At 60.0% G+C, this 24,239-nt stretch carries 22 protein-coding genes and 1 pseudogene; 14 read left to right on the forward strand and 9 right to left on the reverse strand.

The genetic code is table 11. The features are described 5' to 3' along the window. Positions 1–725: 725 nt before the first annotated feature. From HU739_RS09565 to HU739_RS09575, 3 genes are all read right to left on the reverse strand, one after another. On the reverse strand, positions 726–2,384 hold the full coding sequence (locus tag HU739_RS09565) for a cation acetate symporter (RefSeq protein WP_186551049.1): 1,659 nt from the start codon (positions 2,382–2,384) through the stop codon (positions 726–728). After that, positions 2,381–2,692, reverse strand: coding sequence for a DUF485 domain-containing protein (locus HU739_RS09570; RefSeq protein WP_186551050.1), 312 nt, complete (start codon positions 2,690–2,692; stop codon positions 2,381–2,383). Before HU739_RS09570 ends, HU739_RS09565 begins: the two co-directional genes overlap by 4 nt. Positions 2,693–2,933: 241 nt before the next feature. Then, on the reverse strand, positions 2,934–3,785 hold the full coding sequence (locus tag HU739_RS09575) for a glycine betaine ABC transporter substrate-binding protein (RefSeq protein ID WP_186551051.1): 852 nt from the start codon (positions 3,783–3,785) through the stop codon (positions 2,934–2,936). Between the two features lie 298 nt (positions 3,786–4,083). Here HU739_RS09575 and HU739_RS09580 point away from each other — a divergent pair, with 298 nt between their 5' ends. Next, complete coding sequence (locus tag HU739_RS09580; protein WP_186551052.1) at positions 4,084–5,679, forward strand: glycoside hydrolase family 17 protein; 1,596 nt, start codon at positions 4,084–4,086, stop codon at positions 5,677–5,679. 100 nt (positions 5,680–5,779) lie between these two features. Here the strand turns inward: HU739_RS09580 and HU739_RS09585 are convergent, their stop codons facing one another. After that, positions 5,780–6,148, reverse strand: coding sequence for a hypothetical protein (locus tag HU739_RS09585; RefSeq protein WP_186551053.1), 369 nt, complete (start codon positions 6,146–6,148; stop codon positions 5,780–5,782). 224 nt (positions 6,149–6,372) lie between these two features. Here HU739_RS09585 and HU739_RS09590 point away from each other — a divergent pair, with 224 nt between their 5' ends. Beyond that, positions 6,373–7,671 carry a serine/threonine protein kinase gene (locus HU739_RS09590; protein ID WP_186551054.1) on the forward strand — a complete coding sequence of 433 codons (1,299 nt, stop codon included), beginning with the start codon at positions 6,373–6,375 and terminating at the stop codon, positions 7,669–7,671. Beyond that, positions 7,664–8,452: an MlaA family lipoprotein gene (locus tag HU739_RS09595; RefSeq protein ID WP_186551055.1), complete on the forward strand. Its 789-nt coding sequence runs from the start codon at positions 7,664–7,666 to the stop codon at positions 8,450–8,452. The genes HU739_RS09590 and HU739_RS09595 overlap by 8 nt, the downstream gene beginning before the upstream one ends. A gap of 173 nt (positions 8,453–8,625) precedes the next feature. On the opposite strand, the gene HU739_RS09600 is transcribed toward HU739_RS09595, so the two are convergent. Beyond that, positions 8,626–9,540, reverse strand: coding sequence for a DUF808 domain-containing protein (locus tag HU739_RS09600; RefSeq protein WP_186551056.1), 915 nt, complete (start codon positions 9,538–9,540; stop codon positions 8,626–8,628). 135 nt (positions 9,541–9,675) lie between these two features. On the opposite strand from HU739_RS09600, the gene HU739_RS09605 reads away from it, so the two are divergent. Further along, positions 9,676–10,281, forward strand: a complete 606-nt coding sequence (locus HU739_RS09605) for a TetR/AcrR family transcriptional regulator (RefSeq protein ID WP_186551057.1) — start codon at positions 9,676–9,678, stop codon at positions 10,279–10,281. Positions 10,282–10,384: 103 nt separating this feature from the next. Here the strand turns inward: HU739_RS09605 and HU739_RS09610 are convergent, their stop codons facing one another. Both HU739_RS09610 and HU739_RS09615 read right to left on the reverse strand, forming a co-directional pair. Beyond that, entirely contained in the window at positions 10,385–10,843 is a 459-nt protein-coding gene (locus tag HU739_RS09610; protein ID WP_186551058.1) for an REP-associated tyrosine transposase, read from the reverse strand. 210 nt (positions 10,844–11,053) lie between these two features. Then, positions 11,054–11,494 carry a GlcG/HbpS family heme-binding protein gene (locus HU739_RS09615; protein ID WP_186551059.1) on the reverse strand — a complete coding sequence of 147 codons (441 nt, stop codon included), beginning with the start codon at positions 11,492–11,494 and terminating at the stop codon, positions 11,054–11,056. A gap of 268 nt (positions 11,495–11,762) precedes the next feature. On the opposite strand from HU739_RS09615, the gene gcl reads away from it, so the two are divergent. The 9 genes from gcl to HU739_RS09660 all read left to right on the forward strand — a co-directional run bounded on the left by gcl (position 11,763) and on the right by HU739_RS09660 (position 22,769). Continuing rightward, on the forward strand, positions 11,763–13,538 hold the full coding sequence (gene gcl, locus HU739_RS09620) for a glyoxylate carboligase (RefSeq protein ID WP_186551060.1): 1,776 nt from the start codon (positions 11,763–11,765) through the stop codon (positions 13,536–13,538). A 138-nt stretch (positions 13,539–13,676) separates the two neighbouring features. Then, positions 13,677–14,459, forward strand: coding sequence for a hydroxypyruvate isomerase (hyi, locus tag HU739_RS09625; RefSeq protein ID WP_186552070.1), 783 nt, complete (start codon positions 13,677–13,679; stop codon positions 14,457–14,459). A gap of 201 nt (positions 14,460–14,660) precedes the next feature. Then, positions 14,661–15,554 carry a 2-hydroxy-3-oxopropionate reductase gene (locus tag HU739_RS09630; protein WP_016771028.1) on the forward strand — a complete coding sequence of 298 codons (894 nt, stop codon included), beginning with the start codon at positions 14,661–14,663 and terminating at the stop codon, positions 15,552–15,554. 148 nt (positions 15,555–15,702) lie between these two features. Next, complete coding sequence (locus HU739_RS09635; protein ID WP_186552069.1) at positions 15,703–16,977, forward strand: glycerate kinase type-2 family protein; 1,275 nt, start codon at positions 15,703–15,705, stop codon at positions 16,975–16,977. Then, a complete protein-coding gene (gene pyk, locus HU739_RS09640; RefSeq protein WP_186552068.1) occupies positions 16,974–18,389 on the forward strand; it encodes a pyruvate kinase in 1,416 nt (471 codons plus the stop codon). Before HU739_RS09635 ends, pyk begins: the two co-directional genes overlap by 4 nt. A gap of 135 nt (positions 18,390–18,524) precedes the next feature. Continuing rightward, positions 18,525–19,439, forward strand: a complete 915-nt coding sequence (locus HU739_RS09645) for an urea transporter (protein ID WP_186552067.1) — start codon at positions 18,525–18,527, stop codon at positions 19,437–19,439. Between the two features lie 21 nt (positions 19,440–19,460). Then, positions 19,461–20,285: an ion transporter gene (locus HU739_RS09650; RefSeq protein ID WP_186552066.1), complete on the forward strand. Its 825-nt coding sequence runs from the start codon at positions 19,461–19,463 to the stop codon at positions 20,283–20,285. A 101-nt stretch (positions 20,286–20,386) separates the two neighbouring features. Continuing rightward, the gene (locus tag HU739_RS09655; protein ID WP_186552065.1) at positions 20,387–21,385 is read left to right on the forward strand and encodes a sulfate ABC transporter substrate-binding protein; all 999 of its coding nucleotides are present in this window, start codon (positions 20,387–20,389) and stop codon (positions 21,383–21,385) included. 196 nt (positions 21,386–21,581) lie between these two features. Further along, positions 21,582–22,769, forward strand: a complete 1,188-nt coding sequence (locus HU739_RS09660) for an MFS transporter (RefSeq protein WP_186552064.1) — start codon at positions 21,582–21,584, stop codon at positions 22,767–22,769. A gap of 162 nt (positions 22,770–22,931) precedes the next feature. Here the strand turns inward: HU739_RS09660 and HU739_RS09665 are convergent, their stop codons facing one another. Then, positions 22,932–23,336, reverse strand: coding sequence for a type II toxin-antitoxin system HicB family antitoxin (locus HU739_RS09665; protein ID WP_186552063.1), 405 nt, complete (start codon positions 23,334–23,336; stop codon positions 22,932–22,934). Then, positions 23,336–23,528, reverse strand: a pseudogene (locus HU739_RS09670) (type II toxin-antitoxin system HicA family toxin). The gene HU739_RS09665 and the pseudogene HU739_RS09670 overlap by 1 nt, the downstream one beginning before the upstream one ends. A 192-nt stretch (positions 23,529–23,720) precedes the next feature. Here HU739_RS09670 and HU739_RS09675 point away from each other — a divergent pair. Then, positions 23,721–24,188: a helix-turn-helix domain-containing protein gene (locus HU739_RS09675; RefSeq protein WP_186552062.1), complete on the forward strand. Its 468-nt coding sequence runs from the start codon at positions 23,721–23,723 to the stop codon at positions 24,186–24,188. Positions 24,189–24,239: the final 51 nt, after the last annotated feature.

The following is a 24,239-nucleotide window of genomic DNA, read 5'->3' on the forward strand; positions in this document are numbered from 1 at the left end:
CTGCGTCGTACGGTCGCTGCGCTCCCACGCCCGGATCGATCCCGTAACGAAGCCTGCCGAAGGGGCGAAATATCAAAAGCCAGAGCCAGAGCCAGAGCCAGAGCCAGATCAAAAGATCGCAGCCTGCGGCAGCTCCTACAGTTGGATCATTTGTATCTGGTAGGAATTTGTTGGCCGGCAGGCCGCCATCGCGAGCAGGCTCACTCCTACATTTGGAATGCATACACCAGTGAGAAACAGGTCGGCTGTCAGGCCGCCTTCGCGAGCAGGCTCGCTCCCACTGAAAAGCAAAGCAGCGCAGCTGCCCGCGGCAAAGCCGCCCCACTCAACAATGAGCGTTAGCTCGAGTGCTTTTGATCCACGGGCGACTTCGGAAGGCTGAGTGGAGGGATTGATTCGGGCGTGGGAGCGCAGCGACCGTCTGGCGCAGCCAGACACAGCGGAAGGAGGTGCAGCGAAGCAAACCGGAGCCGCTGCGCCCGGATCGATCCCGCAGCGAAGGAACCCGAGCCTGCGAGGGCCGAACGCAGGAGCAAGCCTTTTCGGTTACCTTTTTGGCGTTTGAAAAAGGTGACCCGCCGTAAGGGCGGAACCGTAATCAGCAACGCCCGCAGCAACGGATATACCCACCAAACCAACCAATAACCGCCCACAAAAAAAACGCCCCGATCTCTCAACCGGGGCGCTTTCTTGAAGCTTGAAGCTTGTAGCTTGTAACTGACCCCTTAGTGCGAAACCGCCCCACTCGCCCCCAACCCGGTCTGCGAACGCACAAACTGCGGGAAGAACAGCGCCCGCTCATTGTCCGCCGCCGCCGACTTGTCAGTAATCGAGAAGAACCAGATCCCCACAAACGCAATGATCATGGAAAACAGCGCTGGATATTCGTAAGGGAAAATCGCCTTCTCATGATGCAGAATCTGCACCCAAATGGTCGGGCCAAGCACCATCAACCCCACCGCACTGACCAGCCCCAACCAGCCGCCGATCATCGCGCCACGGGTGGTCAGCTTCTTCCAGTACATCGAAAGCAACAGCACCGGGAAGTTACAGCTCGCCGCAATCGAGAACGCCAGGCCCACCATGAACGCGATGTTCTGGCTTTCGAACAGAATGCCCAGACCAATCGCCAACACCGCGAGGGCAATGGTGGTGATCTTCGAAACGCGGATCTCGTCCTTCTCGTTGGCCTTGCCCTTCTTGATCACACTGGCATACAGGTCATGCGACACCGCCGAAGCGCCGGCCAGAGTCAGACCCGCAACCACCGCGAGAATGGTCGCGAATGCCACTGCCGAGATGAAACCAAGGAAGATACTGCCACCGACCGCGTTGGCCAGGTGCACCGCCGCCATGTTGTTGCCGCCGAGCAAGGCGCCCGCTGCATCTTTGAACGCCGGATTGGTGCTGACCAGCAGGATCGCGCCGAAGCCGATGATGAAGGTCAGGATGTAGAAGTAGCCGATGAAGCCAGTCGCGTACAGCACGCTTTTACGCGCTTCTTTGGCGTCACTCACGGTGAAGAAGCGCATCAGAATGTGCGGCAGGCCCGCAGTACCGAACATCAACGCCAGACCCAGCGAGAACGCGGAAATCGGATCTTTCACCAGACCGCCCGGGCTCATGATCGCTTCGCCCTTGGCGTGAACCTTGATCGCTTCGGAGAACAGCGTGTTGAAGTCGAAGCCAACATGCTTCATCACCATCAGCGCCATGAACGAGGCGCCGGACAGCAACAGCACAGCCTTGATGATCTGCACCCAAGTGGTCGCCAGCATGCCGCCGAACAGCACGTACAGGCACATCAGCACGCCGACCAGAATCACCGCAACGTGGTAATCGAGACCGAACAACAGCTGGATCAGCTTGCCGGCGCCGACCATCTGCGCGATCAGGTAGAACGCCACCACCACCAGCGAACCGCAGGCGGACAGGGTGCGAATCTGGGTTTGCCCGAGGCGGTAGGACGCCACGTCGGCAAAGGTGTATTTACCCAGGTTACGCAGGCGCTCGGCAATCAGGAACAGAATGATCGGCCAGCCCACCAGGAAGCCGATCGAGTAGATCAGGCCATCGTAGCCAGAGGTGAACACCAGCGCGGAAATCCCCAGGAAGGACGCCGCCGACATGTAGTCACCGGCAATCGCCAGACCGTTCTGGAAACCGGTGATCTTGCCGCCTGCCGCATAGTAATCGGCGGCCGAGTTGTTCTTCTTCGAAGCCCAGTAGGTGATGTACAAGGTCGCGCCAACGAAGGCCACGAACATCAGGATCGCCGCAACGTTCAGCGGCTGCTTGGCCACCGCACCGGTCAGGGCATCAGCCGCCCAGGCGCCGGGTGCAAACGCTGCAATGCTCAAAAGAACCAGTAGACGCCGGATCATTGCTGAGCCTCCTTGAGAATCGCATTGTTCAGGTCGTCGAACTCGCCATTGGCGCGGCGGACATAAATGCCGGTCAGGATGAAGGCCGAAACAATCAGGCCGACACCGATCGGGATGCCCCAGGTAATCGAAGATTCAGGACTGAGTTTTGCCCCCAGTACATGCGGGCCGTATGCGATCAGAAGAATGAATCCAGAGTAGAGCCCGAGCATGATCGCCGAGAGTATCCAGGCGAACTTTTCCCTTTTTCGCACCAGCTCCTTGAATCGGGGACTGTTTTGAATCGAGAGGTAAATGCTGTCGTTCATTGTTTTTATCCTCGCAGCACAGATTATTGTTGGAACGTAGCTAATGTATGCGGCTGCGAGAGAGGTTCCAGACGACCTTAGTAGTAGAAGGCCATGACCCTTCTGCCATTTTCCGGTACGCCCAAAACAACTGTAGGAGTGAGCCTGCTCGCGATGGCGTCGTATCAGTCGACATTTCTATCAACCGACGGGACGCTATCGCGAGCAGGCTCACTCCTACAGGGGTGTGGCGGTGTTGAAATTATTGGGTCCAGTCAGCTACACGATCAGGGTGTTTTGCCACCCAGTCCTTGGCCGCTGCATCAGGCTTGGCACCGTCCTGAATCGCCAGCATGACCTCGCCGATTTCGTCTTTCGAGGCCCACTGGAAGTTTTTCAGGAACTTCGCCACTTCCGGCGCCTTGGCTTCCAGGCCTTTGCTGCCGATGCTGTTCACGGTCTCCGCAGCGCCATACACACCTTTCGGGTCGTCAAGGAAGCGCAGTTTCCACTTGGCGAACATCCAGTGCGGCACCCAACCGGTGACGGCGATGGATTCGTTTTTCTTCTCGGCACGGGTCAGCTCGGCAATCATGCCGGCACCGGAACTGGCCTTGAGGCTGTACTTGTCGAGGCCGTAATCCTTAATCGCCTGATCAGTCTTGAGCATCACCCCTGAACCGGCGTCGATGCCGACGATGCGGTTTTTGAAGGTGTCGTCGGTTTTAAGGTCTTCGATCGACTTGGCTTTGACGTACTCCGGCACGATCAGGCCGATTTTCGCATCCTTGAAGTTCGGACCGTAATCGACGACCTGATCCTTGTTCTTGGTCCAGTAATCGCCGTGGGTGATCGGCAGCCAGGCCGAGAGCATGGCGTCAAGTTTGCCGGTGGCCACGCCCTGCCACATGATCCCGGTGGCGACGGCTTGCAGCTTCACGTCATAACCGAGTTTCTGCTTGATCACTTCGGCCGCCACGTGGGTGGTCGCGACGCTGTCGGACCAGCCGTCAACGTAACCGATGTTCAGGGTCTGTTTTTCAGCGTTGGCGAAAGTGGAACTCATCGCAAGCGCCAGAACGGCACCTGCGCCTAACAGTCGTCGCATCTTCATCGTTACTTCCCCGAAATGCTGCGCCCGACGGATGCCGGACATCGTCAACGTATTGTTATGGTGCACAGCGCCCTCACCACCGCCGAGTGCAAACCCGTTCGAGCCACGGCGCGATTTATCCAAGGGTACTGACGCTTCGATCATCAACCTGACGCCGCTGGCGACCTGCTCTGTCAGCGACCTCAAGGCAACGAGAAACGACATCAGAACGCCATTAACCGCCCTTGAATATTTGACGCCAGACAATCCGCCCGAACTTTGCATGGGCAACGCCTGCGAGCCACCTGCCCTTCCGTAAATGCAGGTAACATGCGCCGCTTTGCAGCCACTCGGCCCGACCATGTCCGCGACGTCCCGCTCCCCCCTTCTCGCTTATCTGTTCGCCTGCCTGCTCGGGCTGTTCGCCATCGGCGGCTTCTGGTACGGCCTCGGCCAACCAGTGGTGTTGCCGGACGCCGCGACACCGACGCACAAGCTGCAATGCGCCTCGTACACACCCTTCGATAAAGACCAATCGCCGTTCGACGTCCCGTTCAAATTGCGCCCCGAGCGCATGGACGCTGACCTCGCGCTGCTGGCGACACGCTTTGAATGCATCCGCACCTACTCGATGACCGGCCTGGAGGCGATACCGGACCTGGCGCGTAAACATGGCCTGAAAGTGATGATCGGCGCCTGGGTCAACAGCAACCCGGTGGAGACTGAAAAAGAAGTCGATTTGCTGATCGCTTCGGCCAATGCCAATGCGGATGTGGTCAGCGCCGTGATCGTTGGCAACGAAGCGTTGCTGCGCAAGGAAGTCAGCGCCGCGCAACTGGTCCGACTGATCGACAAAGTCAAAAGCCAGGTCAAGCAGCCAGTGACTTATGCCGACGTCTGGGAGTTCTGGCTCAAACACCCGGAAGTCGCGCCGGCCGTGGATTTCCTGACTATTCACCTGCTGCCCTACTGGGAGGATGCCCCGTCGAATATCGACGTCGCCCTGCGACACGTGGCGGACGTACGCCAGGTGTTCGGCCACAAGTTCGCTCCCAAAGACGTGATGATCGGCGAAACCGGCTGGCCGAGCGAAGGCCGCCAGCGCGAGACTGCGGTGCCGAGCCGGGTCAACGAAGCGAAATTCATTCGCGGCTTTGTTGCCATGGCCGAAAGAGAAGGCTGGCGTTACAACCTGATCGAAGCCTTCGATCAGCCCTGGAAGCGAGGCAGCGAAGGCGCGGTCGGCGGCTATTGGGGTCTGTTCGATGCCGATCGGCAGGACAAGGGCGTACTCGCCGGGCCGGTGAGCAATGTGCCGTACTGGCAACAGTGGCTGGCGGTCGGTGGTTTGATATTCCTTGGCACGCTGTTCCTCGGCGGTCGCGTCCGCGCAACGCGCGCGGCATTGCTGCTGCCGCTGCTGGGCGCCCTCGCCGCCTGCTCGCTGGGCGCCTGGGGGGATCTGGCGCGACTGACTACGCGATTTGCCAGTGAATGGCTGTGGGTCGGCTTGCTGACTGCGCTGAATTTGTTGGTGCTTGCGCATGCCGCGCTGACGTTGAGTGCGCGTATGGGTTGGCGCTCACGCGCATTCGATTTCCTTGAGCGTCGCGCCGGCTGGCTGGTCGCGACGGCAGGCTTTGCGGCGGCGGTGATGATGCTGGAAATGGTCTTCGACCCGCGTTATCGCAGTTTCGCCAGCATGGCGTTCGTGCTGCCGGCGCTGGTTTATCTGTGCCGGCCGGTGAACGTGCCGCGGCGGGAGATCGCCTTGCTGACCTTTATGATCGGTGCAGGGATTGCACCGCAGTTGTATCAGGAAGGCTTGTTGAATCAGCAGGCGTGGGGTTGGGCGCTGGTCAGCGGGTTGATGGTGGCGGCGTTGTGGCGTTGCCTACGGGTGCGCAGAACTTAAAGCTTCATGGGCTTCACTGGCCCTATCGCGAGCAGGCTCACTCCTACATTTTGGAATGCGTTCCCCTTGTAGGAGTGAGCCTGCTCGCGAAGACTGACTGTCAGGCGCCGCGAGAGGATCTGACCAAGCGCAACCCGGCAATCACCACCGCAAACACCGCCAACGTCGTGTTGTACAACGCCAGCGCCGGCAACCCGAACACCAGCGCCAGCACCGCCAGCCACCACCCTGCCCGTCCGGGCACAACGAAACCCGACACCGCTGTCCCCAGCGCCGCCCAGCCCAGCAGCTTGAAATGGATCATCAGCCCCAGGTTCGAACGCACCACGCATTCCCAACGACTGGCCTCATCCACGCAGATGCCCACCCAGCGTCCGTCTTCCATAAAGCCATATCGCGCGCCATAGCTGGCGGCCAGCCACAACGGCAAGAGAACGAGCAGCACAATCACGGGCAAGCGGCGGGACATGAAGCACTCCAATCTACGGAAATCGGCGGCCAGCTTAATCTGCCGTGGTCCATACGCAAGCGCTAACAACACTTAACTGTTCATCCAGGCCGTGCAAAGTGTATCGTCCAGCTACTATTACTCCGAATTCCGCCTGTTTGGTGCCGAGGCATGGCACTTTGGTGCAAACCCGGTGGTCATAGCCTGCGAACTTCATCCGGCACCTTCCTCTAAGGGATCTAGTCATGCTCCGTTCCTTGCGCTTCGCCGCGCTGTTCAGCGGCCTTATTTCGAGTGCGTCCGCACTGGCGGTGGATATCGACGCCGCCAGTTATGGCTACCCGCTGACCAACCCGTTCGAGGCGACTATCGCCACGACTCCGCCGGACCTGCGTCCGGAATTGCCGCTGGACGACGACATCAACCAGTCCGATCGCAGCCTTACGCTGCGCCCGGAGCGCGAGTTCCAGTTGCCGGATAATTTCTGGGCGGTAAAGAAGCTTACTTATCGCATCGCCACCCAGGACAAGCCGGCACCGCTGATCTTCCTGATTGCCGGTACCGGCGCGCGCTATGACAGCACGCTCAACGAATACCTGAAAAAACTTTATTACAAGGCCGGCTACCACGTCGTGCAGCTGTCGTCGCCCACCAGCTTCGACTTCATCAGCGCCGCCTCGCGTTTCGCCACCCCGGGCGTCACCAAGGAAGACGCCGAAGACATGTACCGGGTGATGCAAGCGGTGCGGGCGCAGAACCCGAAACTGCCGGTCACAGAGTATTACCTGACCGGCTACAGCCTCGGCGCGCTGGATGCCGCGTTCGTCGCGCACCTGGACGAGACGCGCCGCAGCTTCAACTTCAAGAAAGTGCTGCTGCTCAATCCGCCGGTCAACCTTTACACCTCGGTGACCAACCTCGACAAACTGGTGCAAACCGAGGTTAAAGGCATCAACAGCAGTACCACGTTCTATGAACTGGTACTGGGCAAGTTGACCCGCTACTTCCAGCAGAAGGGCTACATCGACCTCAACGATGCCTTGCTCTACGACTTCCAGCAGTCCAAGCAGCACCTGACCAATGAACAGATGGCCATGCTGATCGGTACGTCGTTCCGCTTCTCGGCAGCCGACATTGCCTACACCTCGGACCTGGTCAACCGTCGCGGGCTGATCACCCCGCCAAAGTACCCGATTACCGAAAGCACCAGCCTCACGCCGTTTCTCAAGCGTGCATTGCAGTGCGATTTCGACTGCTACCTGACCGAGCAGGTGATTCCGATGTGGCGTGCGCGCACCGACGGCGGCAGCCTGCTGCAACTGATCGATCAGGTCAGCCTGTATGCGCTCAAGGATTACCTGCACGACAGCCCGAAAATCGCCGTGATGCACAACGCCGACGACGTCATCCTCGGCCCGGGCGACCTCGGTTTCCTGCGCAAGACCTTCGGTGACCGTCTGACCGTATATCCACTGGGCGGCCACTGCGGCAACCTTAACTACCGCGTCAACAGCGACGCCATGCTGGAGTTCTTCCGTGGCTAAATATCTCCTGCTGATTGCAGCGTTCCTCTGTGCAGGCGTGGCCCAGGCCGACAACAGCAAAGCCAATGCACCGGTGGTGGTCGACAGCGACGGTTTCAAGGAGCCGCTGACCAAACTCAAGTTCAACCCGGGCCTGGACCAGCGCGAGTTCGAGCGCTCGACGCTCAACGCGCTGAACGTCTACGACCCGCTGGAGTCGTGGAACCGTCGGGTCTATCACTTTAACTACCGCTTCGACCAGTGGGTGTTCCTGCCGGTGGTTGACGGGTATCGCTACATCACGCCGAGCTTCGTGCGCACCGGGGTGAGCAACTTCTTCAACAACATTGGCGACGTGCCGAACCTGGTCAACAGCCTGTTGCAGTTCAAGGGCCAGCGCTCGATGGAAACCACTGCGCGCCTGCTGCTCAACACCACGATCGGCATCGCCGGCCTGTGGGACCCGGCGACCGCCATGGGCCTGCCGCGCCAGAGCGAAGACTTCGGCCAGACCCTGGGCTTCTATGGCGTGCCGGGGGGCGCCTACTTCGTGCTGCCGATCTTCGGCCCCTCGAACATTCGCGACACTGCAGGCCTTGCTGTGGATTACACCGCCGACTCTGCGATCAACTTCCTCAATGTGGCGGAAGTCAGCTCCAACCATCCTGAAGTCTGGGCATTGCGTGCGATCGACAAGCGCTATCAGACCAGCTTCCGCTATGGCCAGATGAACTCGCCGTTCGAGTACGAGAAAGTGCGTTACGTGTACACCGAGGCGCGTAAATTGCAGATTGCCGAGTAATTTTGGCGGGTACAAAAAAGGGCCATTCGATGCAAGTCGAATGGCCCTTTTTCATGGCACAACACCCACCAACTGTAGGAGTGAGCCTGCTCGCGATAGCGGTGTGTCAGACGATTAATTTGTGTCTGATACACCGCTGTCGCGAGCAGGCTCACTCCTACAAGGGTTCGTGTTCAGCCTTTTATTGCGCGCCAGATCTTGCCGACGACGGCAACCACCGCCAACACCACCGCCCCGGCAATAATCCCCGCCACGCCATTGAGAAGCATCGGCACCGCGAAGCCTGCACTGCCTGCTGCCGCGCCAACGCCTTCAATCCAGTGATGCACCACCGGCACGCCGTGGGTGAGGATGCCGCCGCCGACCAGAAACATCGCCGCCGTACCGACCACCGACAGGGTTTTCATCATGTATGGCGCCGCGCTGAGGATGCCGCTGCCGATTTTTTTCGCCATTTGCCCAGGCTTCTGGGTCAGCCACAGGCCCAGGTCGTCGAGTTTGACGATGCCGGCGACCAGGCCGTAAACGCCCACAGTCATGACGAGGGCGATGCCGGACATCACCACCACTTGCTGGGTCAGTGAGGCATCCGCCACTGTGCCGAGGGTGATGGCAATAATTTCTGCCGAGAGGATGAAGTCTGTGCGAACCGCGCCCTTGATCTTGTCTTTCTCAAAAGCGACCAGATCGGTGGCCGGGTCGGCGACGGCTTCGGTCAACTGCGCATGCCCGGCTTCGTCTTCCTCTTTGCTGTGCAGGAATTTGTGCGCGAGCTTTTCGAAACCCTCGAAGCACAAGTACGCACCACCGACCATCAGCAACGGCGTCACCAGCCATGGCACGAATGCGCTGATCGCCAGCGCCGACGGCACCAGGATCAGTTTGTTGACGAACGAGCCCTTGGCCACCGCCCAGACCACGGGAATTTCCCGCTCGGCACGCACGCCGGAGACCTGCTGGGCATTGAGCGCCAGATCGTCACCGAGCACGCCGGCGGTCTTCTTCGCAGCCATTTTAGTCATCAATGCAACGTCATCCAGAACGGTGGCGATGTCATCGATCAGCACCAGCAAACTGCTTCCTGCCATGAATCCTGTTTCCTTCTGTGTATGAATGTTGCCAAGCATAACGCGACCGCCGGCCACAGGCTGCATTGTTGAGCGTCGCTCAAGGCCGGTGCTACCATGCGCCACCGCCAGAACAGGCAAGGAATCACCGGGTTTATGAGCACAATCCGCGAGCGTAACAAAGAACTGATCCTGCGCGCCGCCAGCGAAGAGTTTGCCGACAAGGGCTTCGCGGCGACCAAAACCAGCGACATCGCCGCCAAGGCGGGATTGCCCAAGCCCAACGTTTACTACTACTTCAAGTCCAAGGAAAACCTCTACCGCGAGGTGCTGGAAAGCATCATCGAGCCGATTTTGCAGGCCTCGACCCCATTCAACCCGGACGGCGTGCCGAGCGAGGTGCTGAGCGGCTACATCCGCTCGAAAATCCGCATCTCCCGCGACCTGCCCTTCGCCTCCAAGGTGTTCGCCAGCGAAATCATGCACGGCGCCCCACACCTGAGCGCCGATCTGGTCGAACAACTCAACGCCCAGGCCAAGCACAACATCGATTGCATCCAGAGCTGGATCGACCGCGGCCAGATCGCCCCGATCGACCCCAACCACCTGATGTTCAGCATCTGGGCCGCGACCCAGACCTACGCCGACTTCGACTGGCAGATTTCTGCGGTGACCGGCAAAGACAAGCTGGACGAGGCGGATTATGAGGCTGCGGCGCAGACGATTATCCGGTTGGTGTTGAAGGGGTGTGAGCCGGACTGAAAGACCGTAGCGATGCTATCGCGAGCAGGCTCGCTCCTACAGGGGAATGTATTCCAACTTGTAGGAGTGAGCCTGCTCGCGATCGAGGCGACGCGGTCCCGGCTCAAACCCAGATCGCCCCCCAAAGCGGATATTCGCCAAGCTTGTCAACCAGCCCTGCGCGCAATGGATTGGCTACTACATACCGCGCCATTTTCACTAAATCATCGTCCTTTCGCAGCGCCCGATCATGAAAACCTCTCTGCCAGAGCACGCTGATTTCACCAGTCGCTTGCCTCACAGACCTGGTGCTCAGCGACTTGGTTTTTTGCATCAGCGCACTCAATGAACCGCTTCGTAATTCAATCAGCCAATGGAAATGGTCTGGCATGACAACCCAGGCCAGTGAATTTACCAATCCCGATTCTTGCGCATTCTGCAACTGGTCAGCGACCAGCCTACCCAAGGCAAAATCCGTAAAGATCGGCCTTCGTTGATGGGTGTTACTGGTCAGCAGATAGATTCGGCTGACTTCGGCATAGCGCCCGACTCGCAATTTATGTGCAGCAGGTAGATCCGGCATTCCTTTGCCTCCTGTGAGCAAGTCATAAAAGGCTAGTACGGGGAATGCGAATGGAGCGGGCTAACTGTTGGCAGGATGTGTCTGGGAGATAGCTATCGCGAGCAGGCTCACTCCTACAGGGGATTTGTGGGATTCAGACATTTTGTGTCCAGCACAAATCCCCTGTAGGAGTGAGCCTGCTCGCGAAAGCGGTTATTCAAACGCTGACATTCACACAGCCACCCCGCCATCCGCCCTCAAATCCAGCGCCTCAACCGCCCTGATCGCCACTTGCTCATCCACATCCGACAAATCCCCGCTGATCCCGATCGCGCCCAGCACTTCCCCTGTCTGATTGCGAATCAACACACCGCCCGGTGCCGGCACGACGCTGCCCTCGCCCATGCTGTTGAGGGCGGCAAAAAAAGCTGGGCGTTGTTGCGCGTCTTGCGCCAGTAGCCGTGAGCCTTTGCCCAGGGCGATGGCGCCCCAGGCTTTGCCGATGGCGATGTTGGGGCGCAGCAGGCTGGCGCCGTCTTCGCGTTGCAGGGCGATCAGGTGGCCGCCGGTGTCGAGTACCGCGATGGTCAGCGGCGCGGCGTTGATGCCGCGCCCTGCGCTGATGGCTTCGCTGACCAGGTTGACTGCGACTTTCAAGGTTAAAGCGCTCATGGTGCCGTCCTCATTTTGTTATAGGGAAAGTCGTGGGACTGTGCGTTTCTGCCGCAGCCCGATAAAACAAATAGAACACAATGACGTATGTTTTTGTATACAATAATTCTCGAAAAGCGCCACATGCGACGAAAAGCCACAGCAAAGCGGGCTTCCGACGAATGAAACAGGCGCTTGAGAAAATGGATTGACCTGCGCCGTCCGCCGTGAATAAACTCTGCGCAAAGCCACTTGTATACAATTACAAAACGTAAAGAGGCACAAAACCATGAGCAAAATGAGAGCAATCGAAGCCGCCGTTCTGGTGATGCGCCGTGAAGGGGTTGATACCGCTTTTGGCATCCCGGGCGCAGCGATCAACCCGCTGTACTCCGCCTTGCAGAAGGTCGGTGGCATCGATCACGTCCTTGCTCGCCACGTTGAAGGCGCCTCGCACATGGCCGAGGGCTACACCCGCACCAAGGCCGGCAACATCGGCGTGTGCATCGGTACATCCGGCCCGGCCGGTACCGACATGGTCACCGGGCTCTACAGCGCCTCGGCCGACTCGATTCCAATCCTCTGCATTACCGGCCAGGCACCCCGCGCCCGTATGCACAAGGAAGACTTCCAGGCGGTCGACATCACCAGCATCGTCAAGCCAGTCACCAAGTGGGCAACCACCGTTCTCGAACCGGGCCAGGTGCCTTACGCGTTCCAGAAAGCTTTTTATGAAATGCGCTCCGGCCGCCCAGGCCCGGTGCTGATCGATCTGCCGTTCGATGTGCAGATGGCCGAAATCGAATTCGACATCGACGCCTACCAGCCGCTGCCACTGGCCAAACCGACTGCGACCCGCGTGCAAGTCGAGAAAGCCCTGGCGTTACTGGATCAGGCCGAGCGTCCACTGCTGGTTGCCGGTGGCGGCATCATCAACGCCGATGCCAGCGATCTGCTGGTCGAGTTCGCCGAGCTGACCGGCATCCCGGTCATCCCGACCCTGATGGGCTGGGGCACCATTCCTGACGATCACCCGTTGATGGTCGGCATGGTCGGTTTGCAGACGTCGCACCGTTACGGCAACGCGACGATGCTCAAATCCGACGTGGTGCTGGGCATCGGTAACCGTTGGGCCAACCGTCACACCGGTTCGGTCGACGTTTACACCGAAGGTCGCAAGTTCATTCACGTCGACATCGAAGGCACGCAAATCGGCCGCGTGTTCACCCCTGATCTGGGCATCGTTTCCGACGCGGCCGCCGCGCTGACCGTGTTCATCGAGGTCGCCCGTGAATGGCAAGCCGCCGGCAAGCTGAAAAACCGCAGCGCGTGGCTGCAGGATTGCCAGCAGCGCAAGGCCAGCCTGCATCGCAAAACCCACTTCGACAACGTGCCGGTCAAGCCGCAGCGCGTATACGAAGAAATGAACCAGGTGTTCGGTAAAGACACCTGCTACGTCAGCACCATTGGTCTGTCGCAGATTGCCGGCGCGCAGTTCCTGCATGTCTACAAACCGCGTCACTGGATCAACTGTGGCCAGGCCGGCCCGTTGGGCTGGACCATTCCGGCGGCGCTGGGCGTGGTCAAGGCCGATCCGAACCGCAAAGTCGTGGCCCTGTCGGGGGACTATGACTTCCAGTTCATGATCGAAGAACTGGCGGTCGGCGCTCAGTTCAAACTGCCGTACATCCACGTCGTGGTGAACAACTCGTACCTGGGTCTGATCCGTCAGGCACAGCGCGGGTTCGAAATGGACTACTGCGTGCAGCTGTCCTTCGATAACCTGAACGCGCCGGAACTCAACGGTTACGGTGTCGACCACGTCGCGGTTGCCGAAGGCCTCGGCTGCAAGGCGCTGCGGGTGTTCGAACCATCGGAAATCGCCCCTGCCCTGCGCAAGGCCGAACAAATGATCGAAGAGTTCAAGGTGCCGGTGATCGTCGAAATCATTCTGGAGCGTGTGACCAACATCTCCATGGGTACCGAGATCAACGCGGTCAACGAGTTTGAAGACCTGGCACTGGTCGGCAACGACGCGCCGACGGCGATTTCGTTGCTTGACTGATTGCTGACAGCTGATCGTTCCCACGCTCTGCGTGGGAATGCAGCCCGGGACGCTCCGCGTCCCAAAGCGGACGCAGAGCGTCCATTGAGGCATTCCCACGCAGAGCGTGGGAACGAGAATCTAGAACGGGAGACCACCATGCCGCGTTTCGCAGCCAACCTGTCCATGCTGTTCACCGAACAGGATTTCCTTGCCCGTTTCGACGCCGCCGCCAAGGCCGGTTTCAGTGGCGTGGAATACCTGTTTCCGTACGATTTCAGCTCCGCCGAGATCAAGTCCAAACTCGACGCCAACGGTCTGACCCAAGTGCTGTTCAACCTGCCGGCCGGTGACTGGGCCAAGGGCGAGCGTGGTATCGCCTGCCTGCCGGACCGCGTCGATGAGTTCCGTGCCGGAGTCGATCTGGCGATTGCCTACGCGCAAGTGCTGGGCAACACCCAGGTCAACTGCCTGGCCGGTATCCGCCCGCAAGGCGTCGACGATGCCACGATTGAAAAGACCTTCGTCGCCAACCTCAAATACGCCGCCGACAAGCTGCAAGCGGTGGGCATCAAACTGGTGATGGAAGCGATCAACACCCGCGACATCCCCGGCTTCTACCTGAACAACACGGCGCAGGCCCTGTCGATTCGCGAGCAGGTCGGCAGCGCCAATCTGTTCCTGCAATACGACATCTATCACATGCAAATCATGGAAGGCGATCTGGCCCGCACCCTGCAATCGCACCTGGGCGAGATCAACCATGTGCAGCTCGCGGACAACCCGGGGCGCAACGAACCGGGCACCGGTGAGATCAACTACCGCTTCCTGTTCGAACACCTCGACCGCATCGGTTATCAGGGTTGGGTGGGTTGCGAGTACAAGCCGTTGACCACCACTGAAGCGGGCCTGGGCTGGCTGAAGTCGCACAACGCAATTTGATTGACCACGCATAGCCCTTGTGGCGAGGGGATTTAGCGAATCGTCGCACCGCCCCGTTCGGCTGCGCAGCAGTCGTAGTCGCTACACCCGCGCATTGCAAAAATCTGGGGCAGCTGCGCTGCCCAACGGGGATAAATCCCCTCGCCACAAAAGCTCACCAGCCATAGGTTGGGGGCACGACAAAAACAAGAGGATTTTCTCATGGCTAAAATCGGATTTATCGGCACTGGCATCATGGGCCACCCAATGGCGGCGAACCTGCAGAAAGCCGGTCACAGCCTGTTCCTGTCGCAGCACCACGACGCTGCCCCGGCCGATCTGGTCGCCGCTGGCGCCGTCGCCTTGGCCAACCCGCGCGAAGTGGCGCAGGAAGCCGAATTCATCATCGTCATGGTCCCCGACACCCCGCAGGTTGATGACGTGCTGTTCCGCGCCGACGGTGTTGCAGCTGGCATCGGCAAGGGCAAAGTAGTCATCGACATGAGTTCGATCTCGCCGACCGCCACCAAGGCCTTCGCGGCGAAGATCAACGAGAAAGGTGCGCAGTACCTCGACGCGCCAGTGTCCGGCGGTGAAGTCGGCGCCAAAGCCGCGACCCTGAGCATCATGGTCGGTGGCGATGCCGATGCCTTCGAACGTGCCCTGCCGCTGTTCCAGGCCATGGGCAAGAACATCACCCTGGTCGGTGGCAACGGTGACGGTCAGACCGCCAAGGTCGCCAACCAGATCATCGTCGCGCTGAACATTCAGGCGGTCGCTGAAGCCCTGCTGTTCGCCTCGAAAAACGGCGCCGATCCAGCCAAGGTGCGCGAAGCGCTGATGGGCGGTTTCGCCTCTTCGAAGATTCTTGAAGTGCACGGCGAGCGCATGATCAAAGGCACCTTCGACCCAGGCTTCCGCATCAGCCTGCACCAGAAGGACCTGAACCTGGCCCTGCAAGGCGCCAAAGAGTTGAACATCAACCTGCCGAACACCGCCAACGCCCAGCAAGTGTTCAGCACCTGCGCAGCCATCGGTGGCAGCAACTGGGACCACTCGGCGCTGATCAAGGGCCTGGAACACATGGCCAACTTCTCGATTCGCGACAACAAATAAGCCTTCATCAATCCTGTAAGAGTGAGCCTGCTCGCGATGAATTCACCGCGGTGAACCAGAGTCACCGCGCCGCCTGGATCGCGAGCAGGCTCACTCCTACAGGGGCCTGAGTTGCCCTTTCGAATAACAAGAATTCCGGGAGCCCGCCATGTCGGTCGATCCGCAACAACTGCTGCGCGAGCTGTTTGCCACAGCCATCGACGCGGCCCATCCGAACCAAGTCCTCGAAGCCCATTTGCCCGCCGACCGCAGCGGCCGGGTGATCGTCATCGGTGCCGGCAAAGCCGCGGCCGCCATGGCCCAGGTGGTCGAGCGTTGCTGGGAAGGTGAAGTCACCGGCCTGGTGGTGACCCGTTACGGTCACGGCGCCCCGTGCGAAAAAATCGAAGTGGTCGAAGCCGCCCATCCGGTGCCGGACGCCGCCGGTCTGGCCGTGGCCAAACGCGTGCTGGAACTGGTCAGCAACCTCAGCGAAGACGACCGCGTGATCTTCCTGCTCTCCGGCGGCGGCTCTGCCCTGCTCGCCTTGCCGGCCGAAGGCATTACCCTCGCCGACAAGCAATCGATCAATAAAGCCTTGCTGAAATCCGGCGCGACCATCGGCGAGATGAACTGCGTGCGCAAGCACCTCTCGGCGATCAAGGGCGGGCGCCTCGGCAAAGCCTGCTGGCCTGCCACGGTTTACACCTACGCGATTTCCGATGTACCGGGCGACCTAGCCACGGTCATCGCGTCCGGCCCGACCGTGGCCGATCCGAGCACGTCGGCCGAAGCCCTGGCGATCATCAAGCGCTACGGCATCGACATTCCGGCCTCGGTGCGCAACTGGCTGCAAAGCCCGGAATCGGAAACCGTCAAACCCGGCGACCCGAGTCTGGCGCGCAGCCATTTCCAGTTGATCGCCCGTCCACAGCAATCGCTGGATGCCGCGGCGGTGAAATGCCGTCAGGCCGGTTTCAGCACCTTGATTCTCGGCGACCTCGAAGGCGAATCCCGCGAAGTGGCGAAAGTCCACGCTGGCATCGCCCGACAGATCATCAACCACGGCCAGCCACTCGCCGCGCCGTGCGTGATTCTTTCCGGCGGTGAAACCACAGTGACCGTGCGCGGCAACGGCCGTGGCGGACGCAACGCTGAATTCCTTCTCAGCCTGACCGACAGCCTCAAGGGCCAGGCCGGCGTCTATGCGCTGGCCGGCGACACCGATGGCATCGATGGCTCGGAAGACAATGCCGGCGCGATCATGACCCCGGACAGCTACGCCCGCGCCGCCGCCCTCGGTTTGAGCGCCAGCGACGAGCTGGATAACAACAACGGTTACGGCTACTTCCAGGCGCTTGATGCGCTGATTGTCACCGAGCCGACCCGCACCAACGTCAACGACTTCCGCGCCATCCTGATCCTTGAGAACTGCAAATCATGACGCCTGATAAAAAGGTCAAAATCCTCGCCACCCTCGGGCCTGCGGTTGATGGCATCGACGACATCCGCGAGCTGGTCGAGGCCGGAGTGAATATCTTCCGCCTCAACTTCAGCCACGGCGATCACGCCGACCATGCCAAGCGCTATCAATGGATCCGCGAAGTCGAGCGCCAGCTCAATTATCCGCTGGGCATCCTCATGGACTTGCAAGGGCCGAAACTGCGTGTCGGCAAGTTCGCCGACGGCAAGGTGCAACTGCATCGCGGTCAGGCGTTCCGTCTCGATCTCGATGCGACGCCGGGCGATGAACGCCGGGTGAACCTGCCGCATCCGGAAATCATCGCAGCGCTGGAAGCCGGTATGGATCTGCTGCTTGACGACGGCAAACTGCGGCTGCGCGTAGTCACCAAATACGCTGATGCGATCGACACCACGGTGCTCAACGGCGGCGAACTGTCAGACCGCAAAGGCGTGAACGTGCCGCAAGCGCTGCTCGACCTCAGCCCGCTGACCGTCAAGGATCGCCGCGATCTGAGCTTCGGTCTGGAACTGGGTGTCGACTGGGTCGCGCTGTCGTTCGTGCAGCGTCCGCAAGACATCATCGAAGCTCGCGCACTGATCGGCGACAAGGCCTTTCTGATGGCGAAAATCGAAAAACCGTCGGCGGTCGAACAACTGCGCGAAATCGCTGAACTGAGCGACGCGATCATGGTGGCGCGCGGCGACCTTGGCGTCGAAGTGCCTGCGGAAAGCGTGCCGCAGATTCAGAAAAACATCATCACCACCTGCCGCGCGCTGGGCAAACCGGTGGTCGTGGCGACGCAGATGCTCGAATCGATGCGCTTCTCCCCGGCGCCGACCCGTGCCGAGGTGACGGACGTCGCCAACGCCGTGGCCGAAGGCGCCGATGCGGTGATGCTGTCGGCGGAAACCGCGTCCGGCGAGTATCCGCTGGAAGCCGTGCAAATGATGAGCAAGATCATCCGCCAGGTGGAAAACGGCCCGGATTATCAGACTCAGCTCGACGTCAGCCGACCGAAAGCCGAGGCGACGGTTTCCGACGCGATCAGCTGTGCGATCCGCCGTATCAGCAACGTGCTGCCAGTGGCGGTGCTGGTCAATTACAGCGAGTCGGGCGCTTCGACGCTGCGCGCATCGCGAGAGCGGCCGAAAGCGCCGATTCTCAACCTGACGCCAAACCTGCAAACCGCGCGGCGCTTGAGCGTGGCGTGGGGGATTCATTCGGTGGTCAACGATCGCCTGCGTCAGGTTGATGAGGTCTGCTCGACGGCGCTGGAGATCGCCCAGGCGCAGGGCATGGCCGAGCGTGGCGACACCCTGCTGATCACCGCCGGCGTGCCGTTCGGACAGCCGGGGTCGACCAATTCGCTGCGCATCGAAACGTTGATTTAGCCTCCCACCATGATCGTTCCCACGCTCTGCGTGGGAATGCCTCAATGGACGCTCTGCGTCAGCTGTTGGGACGCAGAGCGTCCCGGGCTGCATTCCCACGCAGAGCGTGGGAACGATCTGCACGAATGAACTGCCATGCCTGCCAATCACTTCAACACCCACTGCCCCGACTGGGCCGAGGCTTTGCTCAACGGCTTCAGTCAGATTTTCTTCCAGCGCCATCCGCTGTGCGGCCTGCTGTGTCTGTTGGCGATTCTGCTGACCGCGCCGGTGCTGTTCGCCGGGGCGTTGCTCGGTGGCGTCGCCGGGTTGCTGACCGCGCAACGGCGCAACTACGCCAAGGCCGATCGCCAGGCCGGCTTGTTCAGCTATAACGGCGTGCTGCTGGGCCTGCTGCTGAGCCTGTACTTCCCGTGGTCGCCGCTGCTGCCGCCGCTGATTCTGGCGGCCGGCGGCTTGAGCGCGATGCTCACGCAGCAATGGCTCCAACACGTGTACCGCAGCCGCGCCATACCGGCCTACACCTCGCCGTTCGTAGCGATCAGTTGGCTGCTGCTGGCGTTCGCCGAACCGTCCGCGCCAGCGGCCACCATCGAATTGAACACCGCCAATGTGCTGGCTGCTGAACTGCGGGGCTTCGGCCAGGTGATGTTCCTCGACCATCCATTGGCCGGGGCGTTGATCGCCAGCGGTTTGCTGATGGCCGACCGCCGGGCTTTCTGCTGGGCGCTGTTCGCGTCGGCAATCGGCCTCGGTTCGAGTCTGCTGCACCACGAAACCAGCGCCGCACTGGCCGGACTCGGCAGCTACAACGCCGTACTCGCCGCCCTCGCCTTCAGCGCTCAGCGCCAACATCCGTGGCTGCCGCTGCTCGGAATCGTCCTGGCACTGTTGGTGACGCCGTTGTTCGCCGCCCTCGGACTGGCGACACTGACCGCGCCGTTCATCCTCGCCTGCTGGCTGATCCGCTTCGGCCTGCAGATGCTTGGCAAAGCGTCGCTGGCGCATGAGCCTTGCGCTCACGGGGACAATCACCCTAGGCTGCGCTGATCTTCGATTCAGGCGTTATCCATGGACAGCAGCAACAATTGGCGCGAACGGCTTTTCGTCATGATTTTCCAGAGCGACACCCCGGCCGGGCGTCGCTTCGACGGCATTCTGCTGTTGATCATCCTCGCCAGTCTGGTGATCGTGATGCTCGACAGTATCGACAGCGTCCACCGCAATTACGCCGACCTGCTGGCCTACATCGAGTGGGGTTTCACGGCGATCTTCCTCGGCGAGTACATCCTGCGCCTGTATTGTTCACCCAAACCGCTGCGCTATGCCTTCAGCTTTTACGGACTGGTGGACCTGCTGGCGATCGTGCCCGGCATCCTCGCGTTGTATTACAGCGATGCGCAGTACCTGCTGATCATCCGCATCATCCGCATGCTGCGGATCTTCCGCGTACTCAAGCTCAGTCCGTACCTCAAGCAAGCCAACTATCTGATGTCGGCGCTGCGCGGCAGCAAGCAGAAAATCGTCGTGTTTCTGGTCAGCGTCTGCACGCTGGTGACGGTGTTCGGCACGCTGATGTACGTGATCGAAGGCCCGGAACATGGCTTCACCAGCATTCCCAAAGGCATCTATTGGGCGATCGTGACCTTGACCACGGTAGGCTTCGGCGACATCGTGCCGAAGACGCCCCTGGGTCAGGTGGTCTCGTCGCTGGTGATGATTACCGGTTACTCGATCATCGCCGTGCCCACTGGGATTTTTACCGCAGAACTGGCCAATGCGATGCGTGGCGAGCAGCTGCAACATGACTGTCCGGGGTGTCACAAAAAGAACCATGAGCAAAGTGCGGCGTTCTGTTCGCGCTGCGGCAGTCAGCTGTTCAAAAAAGTGGAATAAGCACAGAGCTTTTTAATCTTTAAGCGACTATGCCAGCACCGTTATAGTCAGTGGCAATTAAACATCACCCCCGTTTGACGATAATCAACAAGGAATGCGCAGTGAAAAAACTCTTTGGCGCCTCACTTCTCGCCGCTGGCCTGGCCTTGGCCAACATCGCTCAGGCAGCCCCGACCCTGCTTAACGTTTCCTACGACGTGATGCGCGATTTCTACAAGGACTACAACACTGCGTTCCAGAAACACTGGCAAGCCGAGCACAACGAAAACATCACCGTACAGATGTCCTTCGGCGGGTCAAGCAAGCAGGCGCGCTCGGTAATCGACGGCTTGCCGGCCGACGTCATCACCATGAACATGGCCACAGACATCAACGCCCTCGCCGACAACGGCAAACTGGTGCCGGACAATTGGGTCACGCGCCTGCCGAACAACAGCGCGCCGTTCACCTCGGCCACGGTGTTCATTGTCCGCAAGGGCAACCCGAAAGCCCTGAAGGATTGGCCCGATCTGCTCAAGGACGGCGTGCAGGTGATCGTGCCCAACCCGAAAACCTCCGGTAATGGCCGCTACACCTATCTGTCAGCCTGGGGCTACGTGCTGAAAAACGGTGGCGACGAGAACAAGGCCAAGGACTTCGTTGGCAAACTGTTCAAGCAGGCGCCAGTGCTGGACACCGGTGGCCGCGCCGCCACCACCACGTTCATGACCAACCAGATCGGCGACGTGCTGGTGACCTTCGAGAACGAAGCGGAAATGATCGCCCGCGAATTTGGTCGCGATCAGTTTGAAGTGGTCTATCCGAGCGTTTCCGCCGAGGCCGAGCCACCGGTGTCCGTGGTCGATAAAGTTGTCGACAAGAAAGGCTCGCGCGCCGCGGCTGACGAGTACCTGAAGTACCTGTGGTCGCCACAAGGTCAGGAAATTGCTGCAGCCAATTACCTGCGCCCGCGTGATCCGGCGGTGCTGGCGAAATACACCGACCGTTTCCCGAAAGTCGATTTCCTCTCGGTGGAGAAGACCTTTGGTGACTGGCGTACGGTGCAAAAAACCCACTTTAACGATGGCGGCGTGTTTGACCAGATTTATACCGGACAGTAAGGCTTGATCGATCAAGACAAGGCGACCCACTGAGGTCGCCTTTTTCATGCGTCTGCATCACCCTCACTCGCTCATTCAAAATTAAGTAACCAATCATTACCAGGAGTAATAAGAGCTATTATCCGAAAGCGCCTTCTGCCGACCCGCGCTGTCCATTAGCCTCACCGCTTTCCCTGTGCCCGACCTGAGTAATCCTATGACCGCCACCCCTCACGCAATGACCCGAGGCATGGTCCTGCTGTTCGCTTTCTGCTGCGGCGCCATCGTCGCCAACATCTACTACGCGCAACCGATCATCGGCCTGATTGCGCCAGACATCGGCCTGTCCGACACCATGGCCAGTTTCATCGTCTCGCTGACCCAGATTGGTTATGCGTTGGGCCTGTTCTTTCTGGTACCGCTGGGCGATCTGCTGGAAAACCGACGCCTGATGATCATCACTACGGTGGTCGCGATTGCCAGTCTGCTGGGCGCCGCGTTTACCGAGCAGCCCAATGTGTTCCTGCTGATCTCATTGCTGGTCGGCTTCAGTTCGGTGTCGGTGCAAATCCTGATTCCGCTGGCGGCGCATCTGGCGCCGGAAGAATCTCGCGGTCGCGTGGTCGGCGGGATCATGGGCGGTTTGCTGCTGGGTATTCTGTTGGCGCGACCGGTGTCGAGCGTGGTCGCCGATCACCTCGGCTGGCGGGCCATGTTCATGATCGCCGCCGCGTTGATGGCGGCGACCAGCGTGGTCTTGGCGTTGACCGTGCCCAAGCGCCAGCCGGATCACAGCGCAACCTACGGACAACTGATCGGCTCGCTGTGGACGCTGCTGCGCCAGCAACCGGTGCTGCGCCAGCGCGCGTTCTATCAAGGCTGCATGTTCGCCACCTTCAGCCTGTTCTGGACCGCCGTGCCGCTGGAGCTGGCACGCAACCATGGGTTGTCGCAGAGCGAAATTGCGATCTTCGCCCTGGTCGGCGCCATCGGTGCCATCGCCGCGCCCATCAGCGGCCGTCTCGCCGACGCCGGCCACACGCGCATTGCTTCGCTGCTGGCCATGCTGTTCGCCAGCCTGAGCTTCCTGCCCGCCTTCATTCACCCGGCCTACAGCGTCATTGGCCTGGCAGTGACCGGCGTGGTCCTGGATTTCTGCGTGCAGATGAACATGGTCCTCGGCCAACGCGCGGTGTACTCGCTGGACGCGAAAAGCCGTGGTCGCCTCAACGCGCTGTACATGACCAGCATCTTCATCGGCGGCGCGTTCGGCTCGTCGGTGGCCAGTGCGGTGTATGAACATGGCGGCTGGTTGTGGATCGTGATTGTCGGCAGCGTGTTTCCGCTGTTGGCGTTGTTGCGGTTTTTGAGCGCATCGCGACGGGCTTCATTCGCGACGGCATAAGGCGTCAAAAGCTTCGCGAGCAAGCTCGCTCCCACAGGTCGCTTCCTGAGGTGATGTCATTGTGGGAGCGAGCCTGCTCGCGAAGGCGTCAGTTCAGGCGATATTTTCGCTGACTGGCACACCGCTTTCGCGAGCAGGCTCGCTCCCACATTGGCCGTTCGATCAATACCGAATCAGTTTCTCCATCGCCGCATCTGCCAGAAACGAAGAGCGGCTTTTGACGTTATGCTCACGCACATAGCGGTCGATGCGCTGAATCACATAGCCGGGCAGCGTGACGTTGACCTTCTCGGTCTTGCCCAGGTACGGCGAGATATCCAGCTCCAGCATGCCCCAGCCCATCTCGGCAAAATCCGGATGATTGCGATGCGCCGCTGCCGAGGTCGGCATCGGAATCGCCTGACCGGCCGCCGCGATCTCCTGCAGCATGAGGTGAGCCACTTCCACGGCCGCGTTGTAGGCCTCTTCAAAGCTGTCCCCGGCCGTGACTGCGCCGGGAATATCGGGGAGCTGAATGCCGATGGCAGTGTTCTCGTCACCCCACTCGATGCAGATGGGATATTGCATTACGGATCTCCTTCATGACGGGTTGGCGGGCTGAATAACCCCGCGCGCCGCCGAATGCTTTTGACTGTCCCCAGCGGTTCCTTCTTCGGGATGCGGGACAGCAATCGTGTTCGGGTTGTAGCGATGAGTGAAGATGTGATGACTGCCCGCAACCCGATCCAGCGTCCAGCCCGCCTCCTCCAGCTCCTTCATCAATAGCCAACCGCCTCCTTGGCTTGGTCTTCTAAAAGCAACCCTAGAGTTATCTTTACTCAAGCACAGAATGGTATGGCGCGATGGCTCGTTGTTTTGCGAGATATTCCTGAGACAATTTTCGTTTATTGCGATTTTCGTTTAATTCGAATAACGTTTCGCGCATCGCCCATAGAATGCTGGAACAGTCTTATGTCCACCGCTATTCCCTCCGCTATCAATCTGCCAGTTGAACGAGAAGTCAAAGCTGCGATTGAAGGCCAGCGCACCTTGACCGCTTTCCTCGCAACGGGTTTTGAAACTCAACGCATCCAGATCTTTGATGAACAGAACGAAGCCCACAGCGTCGAGCTGCCTACGTCCGCATTGCGCTTACTGAGCGATATCCTCGCCGCGCTGGCGGAGGGCAACGCCGTAAAGGTGGTGCCGATCCACGCCGAGCTGACCACTCAAGAAGCGGCCGACCTGCTCAACGTCTCACGTCCGCACATGATCAAACTGCTGGAGAGCGGTGAGATTTCCTACCACAAAACAGGCAAGCACCGACGTGTGCGTTTTGCTGATCTGATGGAATATAAAACCCGGCGAGACACCGCCAGCGAGCAGGCAATGACGCTTCTCGCGGAGCAGGCACAGGCGCTAAGGACAGGATACGAGTGAGGCGCTTGGTCGAATCGGTAAAGGCGTTAAGCATTTATCGTGCGATTCTCT

Origin of the sequence: Pseudomonas hamedanensis (genome assembly GCF_014268595.2) — a bacterium.
In the GTDB taxonomy this organism is placed as follows: Bacteria; Pseudomonadota; Gammaproteobacteria; order Pseudomonadales; family Pseudomonadaceae; genus Aquipseudomonas; species Aquipseudomonas hamedanensis.